The sequence below is a fragment of the Pseudomonas sp. LBUM1672 genome, assembly GCF_059695655.1.
Window position 1 is genome coordinate 3198752 of the sequence record NZ_CP166781.1, and the last position, 13391, is coordinate 3212142.

At 57.6% G+C, this 13391-nt stretch carries 13 protein-coding genes and 1 pseudogene; 6 read left to right on the plus strand and 8 right to left on the minus strand.

From position 1 onward, the window contains the following. Positions 1–58: 58 nt before the first annotated feature. The 3 genes from ACA053_RS14530 to ACA053_RS14540 are packed head-to-tail and all read right to left on the minus strand — an operon-like array spanning position 59 to position 3637. Positions 59–1006: a dihydrodipicolinate synthase family protein gene (locus tag ACA053_RS14530; RefSeq protein WP_109631272.1), complete on the minus strand. Its 948-nt coding sequence runs from the start codon at positions 1004–1006 to the stop codon at positions 59–61. A gap of 58 nt (positions 1007–1064) precedes the next feature. Further along, a complete protein-coding gene (locus ACA053_RS14535; RefSeq protein ID WP_497318094.1) occupies positions 1065–1991 on the minus strand; it encodes a 4-hydroxyproline epimerase in 927 nt (308 codons plus the stop codon). Positions 1992–2002: 11 nt separating this feature from the next. Continuing rightward, entirely contained in the window at positions 2003–3637 is a 1635-nt protein-coding gene (locus ACA053_RS14540) for an APC family permease (RefSeq protein WP_497318096.1), read from the minus strand. Positions 3638–3916: 279 nt separating this feature from the next. Between ACA053_RS14540 and ACA053_RS14545 the strand changes: the two genes are divergently transcribed. After that, positions 3917–4690, plus strand: coding sequence for a PAS domain-containing protein (locus ACA053_RS14545; RefSeq protein ID WP_497318098.1), 774 nt, complete (start codon positions 3917–3919; stop codon positions 4688–4690). Positions 4691–4753: 63 nt separating this feature from the next. Here the strand turns inward: ACA053_RS14545 and ACA053_RS14550 are convergent, their stop codons facing one another. Continuing rightward, positions 4754–5656, minus strand: coding sequence for a LysR family transcriptional regulator (locus ACA053_RS14550; RefSeq protein ID WP_497396084.1), 903 nt, complete (start codon positions 5654–5656; stop codon positions 4754–4756). A 336-nt stretch (positions 5657–5992) separates the two neighbouring features. Here ACA053_RS14550 and ACA053_RS14555 point away from each other — a divergent pair, with 336 nt between their 5' ends. Further along, positions 5993–7333: an MFS transporter gene (locus ACA053_RS14555; protein ID WP_497396167.1), complete on the plus strand. Its 1341-nt coding sequence runs from the start codon at positions 5993–5995 to the stop codon at positions 7331–7333. Positions 7334–7509: 176 nt separating this feature from the next. After that, positions 7510–8793 carry a salicylate 1-monooxygenase gene (gene salA, locus ACA053_RS14560; RefSeq protein ID WP_497396086.1) on the plus strand — a complete coding sequence of 428 codons (1284 nt, stop codon included), beginning with the start codon at positions 7510–7512 and terminating at the stop codon, positions 8791–8793. Between the two features lie 64 nt (positions 8794–8857). Here salA and ACA053_RS14565 read toward each other — a convergent pair whose 3' ends face one another. Then, complete coding sequence (locus ACA053_RS14565; protein ID WP_497318104.1) at positions 8858–9211, minus strand: putative quinol monooxygenase; 354 nt, start codon at positions 9209–9211, stop codon at positions 8858–8860. An 83-nt stretch (positions 9212–9294) separates the two neighbouring features. Further along, entirely contained in the window at positions 9295–9492 is a 198-nt protein-coding gene (locus ACA053_RS14570; RefSeq protein WP_497318106.1) for a tautomerase family protein, read from the minus strand. A 166-nt stretch (positions 9493–9658) separates the two neighbouring features. On the opposite strand from ACA053_RS14570, the gene ACA053_RS14575 reads away from it, so the two are divergent. Continuing rightward, entirely contained in the window at positions 9659–10561 is a 903-nt protein-coding gene (locus ACA053_RS14575; protein ID WP_497396088.1) for a LysR family transcriptional regulator, read from the plus strand. 214 nt (positions 10562–10775) lie between these two features. Next, the gene (locus tag ACA053_RS14580; RefSeq protein WP_109631282.1) at positions 10776–11384 is read left to right on the plus strand and encodes a dTMP kinase; all 609 of its coding nucleotides are present in this window, start codon (positions 10776–10778) and stop codon (positions 11382–11384) included. A 131-nt stretch (positions 11385–11515) separates the two neighbouring features. Here ACA053_RS14580 and ACA053_RS14585 read toward each other — a convergent pair. Next, positions 11516–11644: pseudogene (locus ACA053_RS14585) on the minus strand (LysR family transcriptional regulator); the annotation flags it as partial. Positions 11645–11746: 102 nt separating this feature from the next. On the opposite strand from ACA053_RS14585, the gene ACA053_RS14590 reads away from it, so the two are divergent. Beyond that, positions 11747–12151 carry an acyl-CoA thioesterase gene (locus ACA053_RS14590; RefSeq protein ID WP_497318110.1) on the plus strand — a complete coding sequence of 135 codons (405 nt, stop codon included), beginning with the start codon at positions 11747–11749 and terminating at the stop codon, positions 12149–12151. Positions 12152–12363: 212 nt separating this feature from the next. On the opposite strand, the gene ACA053_RS14595 is transcribed toward ACA053_RS14590, so the two are convergent. Next, positions 12364–13356 (minus strand): LacI family DNA-binding transcriptional regulator, encoded by a 993-nt coding sequence (locus ACA053_RS14595; RefSeq protein ID WP_109631287.1) that lies wholly within the window; start codon positions 13354–13356, stop codon positions 12364–12366. Positions 13357–13391: the final 35 nt, after the last annotated feature.

Sequence of the window (13391 nt, forward strand, 5' to 3'; positions counted from 1 at the left end):
CTTTCCTGGAAAAGAGGGTGGCCCGCTGTGGTTTCACAGCGGGCGCGTTCAGGTTAGATCAGGCGACGTTCTGTTCTGCCGACCAGTTTTTGTACCACTGGCGGAACAACGTGTACTGGTTCTCGGCGTAATGACGCTGGGCATCGCTGAGCGCATCGGTCTCGTTGAAATGCAGCGTGTATTCCTTGTCGCCATTGAGCACCATCAAGTGCTTGTAATAGAGCACCAGGTCGCAGCCTTCATCAAAGGACGACAGGACGGCCAGCGCCGATTCCAGCTCCCTCGCCAGGCGACGAGCCTTGGCGTCGCCTTTGGCTGCCTGCTTGCTCAGGGCGACCAATTGCAGCACTTCGCGGGGCAGCGCGTTGCCGATCCCGGTGATGGCGCCGGTGGCATTGCAGTTGACGAAACCGTGTACCACTTGAGTATCGACACCGACCATCAGGGTGACGTCATCGTCCTTGGACGTGATGTTCTCGGCGGCGTAGCGCAGGTCGGCGGCACCGCCGAACTCTTTGAAGCCGATCAGGTTCGGGTGTTCGCGACGCAGTTCGAAGAACAGATCCGCACGGGTGGCGAACCCATAGTAAGGGCTGTTGTAGATCACCGACGGCAGATTCGGGGCCGCCTTCAGGATGGCGGAGAAGTGAGCTTTTTGCGCGGCCGGAGAGGCGCCCCGGGACAGAACGCGCGGGATCACCATCAGACCATGGGCGCCGACTTTGGCCGCATGGGCGGCGTGGGAAATCGCTTCCCGGCTATTGACCGCGCCAGTACCGACAATCGTCGGAACGCCGGCGGCAACCAGGCGGGCCACGCCTTCCTGACGCTCGCCTTCGGTAAGCAGGGGCCAGTCACCCATGGAACCGCAATACACGACCGCACTCATGCCGATATCAATCAGTTCGCGACCTTTGGCCACCAGCGCGTCGAAGTCCGGTTTGCGCTCGGCCGTGCAGGGGGTCATCAGGGCAGGAATGCAGCCAGTGAAGATGCTATCGCTCATTGTTGTAACTCCTTGAAGCGTTCATTCAAATGGATTGAGGGAAGTGCCGCGTGGTCGCTCAAATGCCCCACGCGAAGGGATCTTGTTCGTCGATCAGCAGCGTGCTGTCGGCGGTCATGAAGGCCTGGCCGGTAATGAACGGGCGGACACGTTCGCCTTCCCATTCATAGCTGCCGACGAATTGGCTGGCAGTGATGCTCGCTTGCACCCAAGGCTCACCGGCGGCCAGTTTTCCATCGGCCGCCAGGCACGCCAGTTTGGCGCTGGTGCCAGTGCCGCAGGGCGAGCGGTCGTAAGCCTTGCCCGGGCACATGACGAAGTTGCGGCTGTCGGCCTGGTCGTCGTCGGCGAACAATTCGACATGGTCGATGAGGGCGCCGTCTTCGCCGTGAATGCCCTGGGCTTCAAGGGCTTTGAGCATCGCCCAGGTGTATTCGGTGAGGGCTTCGACGTTGTCGAGTTGCAGCACCTGCCGGTGGTCGGAGACCAGGAAAAACCAGTTACCGCCCCAGGCGATATCGCCATAAACGCAGCCGTGTCCGGGGACTTCCACCGACACCTGTTGACGGTAACGGTAGGCGGGCACGTTGCGCAGGGTCACGGTGCCGTCGTCATGCAGGGTGGCGCTGACCGGGCCGACGGGGGTGTCGATCTTGTGCACGCCGGGGGCGATGTGCCCCAGGTAGTGCAACGAGTTGACCAGGCCGATGGTGCCGTGACCGCACATGCCGAGATAACCGGCATTGTTGAAGAAGATCACGCCGCAAGTCGCATCCGGCGAGACCGGCTCGCAATACAGCGCGCCGACCAGCACATCGTTGCCACGGGGCTCCAACAGGCAGGCTCGGCGCCAGTGGTCATGCTGATCGCGCAGGGCATCGCGTTTCTCGACCATGGTCTGGCCGGGCAGCTGGGGAAAGCCGCTCATCACCAGGCGAGTCGGTTCGCCGCCGGTGTGGGAGTCAATGACATGAACCCGTTTCATAAACCTATCCTTTAGAAGTGAGCAGGGGCAGGGCGCTGGGACGTTGTGGTGTCGGCGCGAGTCAAATCGGCTTCGCTTTCATCGTCCTCGGATTCCAGACGGACCAGATGCGCCGGAACGCCAGTCGCCGCGCCCCAGCAATAGATGCCCAGTGCGCAGACCGCCACGACCAGAGTGTCGAAGGGATGGCTGAGGACGCCCAGGCCACCGAAGCTGCCGAGTTTGGAGAGCACGATGGTCACGGCGTAGAAGCCGATCAGCCATGCGGACGAGCGTACTTGTTGGGTCAGGCTCAGATGCTGGGTCGGCACAAAACGACCACACATCAGGTACACGACGAACATCAGAATCTGCAGGCCCAGCAGCCATGACACGGTGCTCCAGCCCGACCAGTAGACGATCAGCGCCGCGATGACGAATGACAATGGACCGAGGACGCTCATCCACTTGACCCTGAACGGGCGCGGCATATCCGGCGCATTGCGACGCAGCGCGGCAACAGATACCGGCGCGACGGCATAGCTCAACACCAGCGCTGCGGATACCACATTGATCAGGGCTTCCCATGAAGGAAAGGGCAGGGTCCAGAACACAGACAGGGCAAAGGTCAGCCACAGCGCCGGGCGTGGAATGCCGGACTTTTCGTCGATGCGGGTGAAGACCTTGAAGAAGGTGCCGGTTCGCGCCCAGCCGTAGATCACTCGCGGTGTCGCGTTCATGTAGATGTTGCCGCAACCGCTGGGGGAGATCACCGCGTCGGCGACCACGAGGTAGGCCAACCAGCCCACGCCCAGCGCCAGGGCGATGTCGCGATAAGGAAGGGCCAGTTCCTTGGCCACCCCGGCCCAGCCGTTGGCCAGCATCTCGGTGGGTACGCCGCCGAGGAAAGCGACCTGCAATAGCACATAGATCAAGGTGGACAGCAGCACGGACAGGATCAGTGCGATCGGAATGGTCCGTTGCGGATTCTTCACTTCGCTGGCCACCGAGATGATCGGTGTCAGTCCCAGGTAAGCGAAGATCACACCGCCGGCGGACACCGCCATCTCGATGCCCGACAGGCCGAATGGCGCGAAGCCCTGAGCCTGGAAGTTCTCCGGTTTGAAGAAGGTGAACAGCACACCGATGACCAGCAGCGGGACGATGAACTTGAACACACTGACCAGGTTATTGGCCATGGCGAAGGTCTTCACACTCCGGTAGTTGAGCAGGAAAAACAGGCAGAGCAAGCCGAATTGCACGAGCCAGCCGATGATTGTCGGATCGCTCGAACCGGTCTTGGTCAGCTCTGGAAACCAGGCAGCGGCGTACTGGCGAGAGGCGACCACTTCGATCGCCACCAGGCTGGTGAAAGCGATCAGTGTGATAAAGCCCATCAGGTAGCCGAGCAACGGACCATGGGAATAGACCGGATAACGAACCACGCCCCCGGCACGCGGCAGCGCCGCCCCCAATTCGCAATAAACAATGCCCAGCAGCAGGACGGCAAAGCCGCCCAAGAGCCAGGAAAATATACCGGCCGGCCCCGCAATCGCAGAGACGTGACTGGCTGCAAACAACCAGCCGGAACCGAAAATGGCGCCCAAGCCGATAAACGTTAGGTCCATCAACGAAAGTTGTTTTTTGAACTTGCCTTTGCCTGACATAGCGTCGCCTTCTTGTGAGTTATTGGATAGGCAGGTGTGCATGCAATGGCGATAGAGTGAACGCGTCAGGACGCTGGCGATTGATGTTTTGCATGGATGCGAATGACGAAATCAGCACAATGCGGATGGCTGATCCGGCTATGTTCCTATCAGCTCGACACGGGGTAAGCCTTGGGGCAATCTGCCTGCGCGCGCCTCAATAACGCCGCTGAAAGGCACTGGACAACGTGCTGAGCGAAGAGGGCGCAAGCGTGTTTTTTCAGTGGGAGATCAAGATTGATGACGCAGAACGCATTGGCGATCCTGTGCCAGGGAAACGACCAGAATCGTCCCGATACCCTCGAAGCATTACTGGCGGGCGTGGCACTTCTGTTGCCGATGCTGGATGTGATCCCCAATGCCGCGATCTTTATCAAAGACATCAAGGCGCGCTATGTCATGGCCAACAGCACGCTGGTGCAGCGCTGTGGGCTGAAACAGTTGCAACCGCTGCTGGGGAAAACCAGCGCCGAAGTTTTTCCAGAACAATTGGGGCCGGGCTACACCGAACAGGACCGTCGTGTACTGGAACAAGGCTTTGTCCTGGAAGACCAACTGGAATTGCACTTGTACGGCAGTCGAGAGCCCGGTTGGTGCCTGACGCATAAACGCCCGCTGTATAACCGCCAAGGCGAAATCATTGGCCTGGCAGGAATTTCGGTCGACCTGCAATCGGCCAGTGACACACATCCGGCTTATCAGCGCCTGGCCGCCGTGGATGAACACATTCGCGCGCACTTCAATCGCCGCATCACCTTGGGCGAACTCACACGCATCGCCGGCATTTCAGTGGCGCAACTGGAAAGGTATTGCAAACGCGTGTTCCACCTGACGCCGCGACAGATGATTCAAAAGGTTCGCCTGGAACACGCACACCGTTTGCTACACACCGAGATTCCGATTACCGACGTGGCACTGCAGTGCGGCTATACCGACCACAGTGCGTTCACTCGGCAGTTCAAGGCATTGACTGGATTTACGCCTCGGCAGTATCGGCAGGCGACGGGGTATTGAGAAGAGCCAAGCAAGAGTCAGGGCCTTCGCCCCATGCCGGTGGAGAGAGGCGACCTTTGCCACCTAATCAGAAAACAGCTCGAACATCAGCTGGCGAAGCCAACGATTGGCCGGGTCCTTGTTATAGCGTGCATGCCAGAACAAATTTATTTCGATGTTAGGCAGTTCCACTGGCGTCGGTAGAACCACGAGCCCAAAGGGTTGTTCGCAACTGCTGGCGAACCGTTCAGGCACTGTTGCCATTAAGTCGGTGCGTTGAAGGATGTGACCGACTGCGACGAAATGGGGAACCTCCAGGCGTATGTTGCGCTCGATGCCGGCCCGCGCCAGAAACGTATCGACTTCGCCGTGACCTGTGTTCGCCGCTACGACGCGAACGTGGTCATAACTGCAAAAACGCTCAAGCGTTAGCGGCTCCCTGGTAGCCGGGTGGTCCTTGCGGCAAATGCAGACGTAACGATGGTGAAACAGGCGCTGCTGAAAAAAGCCGGCTTGCAGGTGCGGCAGTAATCCAACGGCGAGGTCGATCGCGCCGTTCTGCAAACCTTCGGCCAAGGTGTCGGAGGTGTTGCGTAGCGTACTGATCGAGCAACCCGGAGCGCGTTCAGCCAGAGCGTCCATCAGTCGCGGCATGAAGTAAATTTCACCAATGTCGGTCATTGCCATCGTAAATCGACGACTGCAGTTGAGCGGATCGAACGTGTCCTGTCGGCTCAGCGCATCACGCAACGTCTGGATGGCCAGTGCAACCGGCTCAGCCAACTGCCGGGCATAGGGCGTGGGCTCCATTCCTTGATAAGTGCGAACGAACAGCTCGTCGTTCAACGTGACACGCAGCCGTTTTAACGCGTTGCTGACAGCGGGCTGGGTCAACTCAAGGCTATCCGCCGCCGTTGATACCCGGCGGTCAATCAGCAGTTGGTTAAACACCAGAAGTAGATTGAGATCCAGCTCACGTAATTCCATAACGCCTCGTGCAGATTACGCGCTCATAAGGGCTATAAGTCTTTGCCCGCCGTTGGGTCTGCACCGCGCTGAAATTGCCGCCCAAGAGCCAAAGCCTAACAAGTGCCAGACCGCCGCGTCCATCGTGAGATCGATGGGGCTTTTACTACCCTTCGATCTTTATTCACGTTCGAAATAATGCGTATTCGCCTGGCTGCATTTATCAGGGGTGATGGTTTGCCCATGATTGAATCCATGTCCAGTGCTGAACGCTCTACGAAACACCATTGGGCACCGCGCAATTTCCGGAGGCATCCGATCCTCCGGCTCTATAACAATGACAAGAAGAGCGATGCCATGCGTACGATTGATGTCTCAGCCCTGATTGACGGGGCACGTTTCAATGCTTTCCATGCGCGCGTGCTGTTCTGGTGCGCGCTTATCATCATTTTCGACGGCTACGATTTGGTCATCTATGGGGTCGTATTGCCCTCACTGATGGCCGAGTGGGGCCTCAGTTCGTTACAGGCGGGTGCGTTAGGTAGCTGTGCGCTGGTGGGCATGATGCTGGGTGCGCTGTTTTTCGGTTCACTGTCGGATCGTATAGGCCGACGCAAAACCATCATGATGTGTGTCGCCATCTTCAGCGCCGTCACAGCGATCAATGGCCTGGCACGCAGCCCCGAAGCGTTTGCCTTGTGCCGATTCATCGCCGGTCTTGGGATCGGGGGTGTAATGCCCAACGTTGTCGCGTTGATGAACGAGTACGCGCCAAAGAAATCCCGCAGTACGTTGGTCGCGATCATGTTCAGTGGCTACTCGTTAGGCGGAATGCTATCGGCGGGCCTGGGCATGGTGCTGATCCCGCAGTGGGGATGGCAAGCGGTGTTTTATGTGGCGCTGATTCCTCTGTTGGCGTTGCCATTGCTGATACGACAGTTGCCTGAGTCGATGGATTTCCTGTTGCGCACCGGGCAGACCGTCAAGGCGCAAAACCTGTTGGCACAAGCCGCGCTGTCTTATGAACCAAGCGCCAATGACCAGTTGAACCAGATGGTCGCCAAAGGCACGACCGTGTCGATTGCACAGCTGTTCCAGGACGGGCGCAAGTTGAACACCTTCATGCTGTGGTTGGCGTTTTTCTGTTGTTTGCTGATGGTTTATGCATTGAGCTCCTGGCTGCCAAAACTCATGAGTGCAGCAGGCTATGGGTTGAACTCCAGCCTGGCGTTTCTGGTAGCGCTCAACGGCGGCGCGATTGTTGGGGCGGTGGCCGGAGGATGGCTGGGCGACCGGATTGGAATCGCCAAGGTCTTGTTCGTGTTTTTCAGTTGCGGCGCGTTAGCCCTGAGCCTTTTGGCGCTCAAGGCGCCGTTACCGGTTCTGTATCTGCTCATCGCTATCGCAGGGGCGTGCACCATTGGCACGCAGATCCTGGCTAACGCTTGCACGGTGCAGTATTACCCCGCGCACATACGGTCTACAGGACTTGGTTGGGCGATGGGCGTCGGTCGCACCGGCGCCATCATCGGGCCTTTGTTAGGGGGCGCACTGCACGCTTCTTCATTGCCGCTGCAGGCGAGCTTTCTTATCTTCGCAGTGCCCGGTCTGATAGGGGCCATCGCTGTTCTGGTGTTTCTGATTCAGAACTCTCCAGGCCGTCAAGCCGCATCATCCAAGCAACCGGTGCCGCAGTAACGATTGCAGAAAAAAGCGAGCTCAAGGACGAGCTCTTCTGGCCAATGACGGCTCATCCCGTGCAGTAATATTCACACTCGTAATGGCATGTATGGGAGTTACGGTATTTATCAATAGCGCTCGGATGGTGATGATTTGGTGACTCCAATAACAATCAGCCTCATGGGTAACTTGCTATGCGTACTTCTCAATCCAAACTGCAAATCGGTATTGTTGGCGGCGGTATTGCCGGCGTGGCTCTGGCCCTGGACCTGTGCCGTCATTCCCACCTGAACGTGCAGTTGTTCGAAGCGGCTGCAGCCTTTGGCGAGGTCGGAGCAGGTGTCTCCTTCGGCGCCAATGCCGTTCGTGCCATCGCGGGTCTGGGGATTGCCGAACCCTACCGCAAGATTGCCGACCAGACGCAGGATCCGTGGCAGGACATCTGGTTCGAATGGCGCCGTGGTGAAGATGCCGGTTATCTGGGCGCCAGCCTGGCCGAAGGGGTAGGGCAGTCTTCGGTACACCGTGCAGACTTTCTCGATGCCCTGGCCAGTCAGTTACCCGAAGGAATCGCCCAATTCGGCAAGCGCGCCGTTAGCGTGGAGCAGGGCGCCGAGCAGGCTCGCGTCCTTTTCACCGATGGCACTGAGCATCGCTGCGATCTGTTGATCGCCGCGGACGGTATCAAGTCTTCGATTCGTGATCATGTTCTCAGCGGTCTTGGCCAACCCCTCGTGGCTCCGCGTTTCAGTGGGACTTGCGCCTACCGTGGGATGATCGACAGCCAGCAGCTGCGCGCCGCTTACCGGGCTCGGGGTGTCGATGAGCACTTGGTTGACGTTCCGCAGATGTACTTGGGGCTCGACGCACACATCCTCACATTCCCGGTCAAGCAAGGCCGGCTGATCAACGTCGTGGCCTTTATTTCCGATCGCAGTCGCCCTGATCCAATCTGGCCGAGCGATTCTCCGTGGGTGCGCAATGCTAGCCAGGAAGAAATGCTCTCCGCCTTCAATCATTGGGGAGATGCTGCACGGGTGCTGCTCGAATGCATTCCGTCACCCACCCTTTGGGCGCTGCATGAACTCGACGAGTTGCCAGGCTACGTGCACGGCCGCGTGGGTCTGATCGGCGATGCGGCGCACGCCATGTTGCCGCACCAGGGCGCTGGTGCAGGTCAGGGCCTCGAAGACGCCTGGCTTCTGGCCCGATTGTTGACCGACCCGCAGGTTCTGGACAGCCAGCCTCAAGCGGTGCTCGCGGCCTACGACGCCATCCGTCGTCCGCGCGCCTGCCGTGTGCAACGTACTTCCTGGGAAGCCGGGGAGCTTTATGAACTGCGTGATCCAGCCGTCGCCGATGACGAACAACTGCTGGGCAAAACCCTCGCAGAGCGTTTCGACTGGCTGTGGAATCACGATATGCAGTCCGATCTTCAAGAGGCTCGTGCCCAATTGGGCTGGCGAGCAGTTGCTTGAGGACTTGAACTGACAAGCACAGAGAGAGCCTTCAGCGGCTCTCTTGCTTGCGCCTTCATTGAACTCAGCGGCTGAAACCGTCGAAAGGGGTCATGTACACCGCCCCGAACGGATCAAGGCGTTTACGGATTTCTGCGTCCGGTGTGCCGTAGACCATCAGGCTGGTAACGGTGCACAGCTCGAGGAAGCGCTTGCCGAAGGGGGCGAAGGTGGTGTCTACGTGACTGACGACGGCATCGGCGTTATAGCGTTCAAGGATGTGGACGGTGCTGTTGTCGTCGTTGACGCTGTATTCGTAAACCAGTGTGCCGGGCTCGGCGCGGGTGGCTGCCACGATGTTCGAGATCAGCGCCTTGAACTCTGGAAACACTTCAGGTTTTACAGCGAGGGAAAACAGGCAGGAGATAGGTGGGTGCATGAGTAGCCCTTGCGTCGCAGGCTTCCTAAAAAGCCAGTTGAGTATGCATCGCTGGCCAAGCCGATGCATTCGGTGCTGATGGGTCAGGATTTCTCGGGCGCGTCCCCGAACAGTTTGCCAGCGCCAGCCCAATCCGAAGCCGCAACGTCCTCGAAAATGACGTAGATGAAATTGGCATCTGTACCGGTGTGTTTAACGATGCTTTCGGTGATGTCTGCGGCAACAGCGGCTTTTTGTGCGTGTTCTTTACCTTCGAACCAGCTCACACGTACGACGGGCATGATGGTGTCCTTCTGGGCATTGATGATCGGGAGAGAGGTGCGCGACGTGCGATCACGATCTGCACCGTTACTTTTCTGGAGCCCATCTTACTGTTGAGCATGCTGGTGATAAACGACCTGAAACTATAATCTGGGTAGATTAAAACTCTATAATTATTGAGCTGGCATGGTCCCTATCGACTCGTTTCAAGGCGTCATCACATTTGTCGTGGCAGCGCGCTCGACCAGCTTCACCCAGGCTGCCGAACGCCTCGAAGTGTCCAAATCCGCCGTCGGCAAAGCCATTGCGCGCCTGGAAGAACGCCTGGGCACACAGTTGTTTCATCGCACGACTCGTCGCATTTCCCTGACTGCGGATGGTGAGGCCTATTTCGTGGCGTGCTCCAACGCCCTTGAAGAAATGGGTGCCGCAGAGAGCGGTTTGGGGCCCGATGGTGGTGAGCCCTCCGGACGCCTGCGAGTCGATATTCCCGTGGCATTCGGGCGTCGGGTCGTGGCCCCATTGCTGTTTGAGATCGCCAACAAGTACCCGGCCTTGCAACTGAGCCTGACGTTTTCCGATCACTTGGTTGATCCCTTCGAAGAGGGCATCGACTTGTTGGTGCGTTTCGGAGAACTGCAAGACACCAGCGGTCTGGTGGCGCGGCGGCTGACCCGACAACGCTGGGCCATTTGTGCCGCCCCCGACTACCTGACGCGGTTTGGCGTTCCGCAAACACTGGAAGATCTGAGCCATCACCGTTGCATTGTCGGGCACCGACGCGGTCAACCATTGGCGTGGCGGGTCATGCAAGCAGGGCAGACCGCCCGTTATGCGCCACCCTCAGCCCATCAGATTGGCGACGGCGAAGCCATGATTCTCGCCGCAGTCGCCGGCACAGGTTTGTGCCAGATGCCACGCAGCCTGTTCCAGGACGATATCGAAGCGGGCAGGCTGGTGGAGGTTCTGCACGTGTATGAACCGGAAGCTGTCGATGTGCATGCCCTCTGGCCAAAGGTGTCCCATCTGCGGCCGAAGGTGAGGTATGTGGTCGATGAGCTGGTCAAGCTATGTGCGCACTGGCAGTGATGCAGTCTGACGTCGGGCTTTTCGTCCAGACTAATCCTTTAACTTCATGAGCGGTTGTGACCTTGGATTTTGAGACCCGTTAGCCAGAAACCACGTTAGAGTGTTCATCAATGTCTGTTCATAAGGGCCCTCCATTCGATACGCGTAGCCGCGCCAAGCGGTTCCAGCGAGCGAACCGGGTAAAAAAAACCGTGTATCAATCGTTGTTTGAAGAATGAATCCTCCGCTGTTTGTTTCTCTAGACGGGCCCAAGGGAACCGGCAAAACCACACTGTTGGAGGCCGTTACGAAAGTACTGAGGGCGGACAACAAAAAGGTGATCCGACTTTCCGAGAGTAAAAGCGATCCCTTTAGGGGTGAAACAATGGCCCTCGTTAACAAGCTCGTCAGAAATCCCACCCGGGATTTGGAGTTCGAGGTTTGTGAGCGCCTTGCGGATAGCCGTACCTGGATTTCCCGGCACGTGCTGGCTAAACAGCCACCCGGCAGCATCATCTTGATCGATCGCTGGTACCCGTCTGATGCCGCGTTCCGCCGGATAATTCCGTTTGCGCAGATCCTGCAGTTGAACATTGATCGAAACGTGCGAGTGCCAGACCTGCATGTCGGGGTTGTCACCGTCCCTGAAATTTCATGGGCGAGGGCTGCGGCACGATCGCGTGGGCTGAGCAGTACGGTGATGCATAAGCTGGAAGAACATGTCGCTTGTACCCAGGCGTTCGAGCGAGCGATTGCAGATAACGGCTGGGTTTTATGCCGTAATGAAGGAACGATTGAAGACGCAACGATGCAGGTGATTTCGGAGATCTATAAAGTCCTTTGATGCCCTTTAGGCGAAGTTCGCTGCGCTGGCCTTGATGCGGTTGAGAGCGTTATAGATTTAGATCGTTAGCGGGATCAAAGGGGGATTTTGGGGTGGTCGATCCAAAGCAACACTCCATCCCATGCGCCACGCTAATAGAAAGCCTCGCAGCATAGAGCATTCAGAACAAGCGAAAAGACGGGTGTTGGCAAGCGACGGCTTGGGTAGTACAGGTGATAACCCGAGAACAAAGGGCACCAGTCCTTTAGGACTTTTACCAAACCGCACCGGCACGGTGAGCATCGTTTTCGAATTGCAGAAATTAATAAAGCATCAATGCTCTGTTTCACTCGGGCATATAATAGCGACGGGGAGATACATCAATGCCTAATGCGGTTTTTGTCAGCAGAACCATTTTGTTTGGAGACTGTGATCCTGCGGGAGTGGTTTACACTCCGCGATTTTCATATTTTGCTGTAGAAGCTATTTATGTAGCGCTTGATAAGTGGTTGGGAGTGCCCGGGCTTAGAACTTTGATGGGGTTTGATATATTGCCGCCAGTACGCGCCATGTCATTTGAGTTGCTGGCGCCTGTGACATGGGATGATCAATTAAATATTAAAGTCGGCGTGGCCACGTTGGGTGCTCACTCTTTCACTTTTTTGGTTGAGGGTTTTTTAGATAATGGAACACTGTCCTTCGTCGCGAATATCACACATGTATGTGTCTCGCCAAAAACCAAAGAAGTTGTAGCCGTGCCAGCCCAGTTGAGAGCGCTTCTTTCATAAAAGCGTCAATGGTGGATAAGTCCAGCAGCAGTGTCCCGGCGACAGAGGCACTAAGCCCCACCGCATGCAGGCATACGGTTTTCGTCCGGGCAGAAAATATCAGCCGGCCATCGAAGCGCTGCCTGCGTCCTGGTGGCGGCGGAACACTTCTAGTGCGTGACAGGCTAATGGCCAATCGAAAGCAAGCGGGTGTGCTATTACCTGACTGTTTCTTATAGTGATGCCCTGACCACCAATGGGCAATCAACTGGCTGGGCTCCCGATTCTTCAAGGGTCTCGATCAAGTGCCGGGCAGCCTTGCGACCGATCTCGTAGTACGGCAGTTGCACAGTGGTCAGCGGCGGGATGAACAGCTCGGCAATGCCGATCATGTTGTCGTAGCCGAGCACGGCGACATCGCTGGGAATTTTCAGGCCACGGCCCAACAACAGCTGATAGGCACAAAACGCAATGCGGTCGTTGCCACAGATCAGAATATCGAATTGGGGGCGACCATCAATGATGTGCCGGTCGAGGATGGCGGCGGTTTCACCATAGGCGTCATGATCGGAAAGGTCGTATTGCAGGAGCGCGTCAGGCGCTAGTCCGAATGCCTGGCAGGCACGCTGCATGCCTTTTTGTCGGAGCCCCCAGGCCAGACTCTGTTTTGGCAGATTGATACAAAGAGGGCGCCGATAGCCCTGGCTCAACGCATGATGTACCGCTCGATACTGCCCCGTTTCGTCGTCTGGCACATAACTGACCAGGCGACTGTCATCTGCCAGGCAATTGGCGAGTACCAGGGGTTTGCTCTTCAAGCGCTCGGGAATACTCACGTGGCGAAACCCCATAGCGCTGAAGATCAACCCGTCGGGACGGTGCGATAGCATCAGGTCGATATTCTGGTCGGTGGGCGGGTTGCTTAGCAGGTTGAGGATAAAGACATTCCAGCCGGCTTGTTGCGCAGTCTGTTCGATGGACAGCAGCAACTCGACCGCAAACGGTGTGGTCGCAGTGTCCAGAGCGAACACACCGATGGTGCGCGACTGGAGGTTGTCGCCGCGCATCTTGCGCGCCGACAGGCTCGGTACGAATTGCAGTTCATCAATGGCGAGACGTACCCGCTGAAGGGTTTCGGGGCTCAGTTTTTCCGGATTGTTGAGCGCTCGAGAAACCGTCATCAGGGACACGCCGGCCAGTTGTGCAACGTCTTTCACTGAAGTCATACGAGGCGAGGCCGGTCAGGTTGACGCAGGATCAT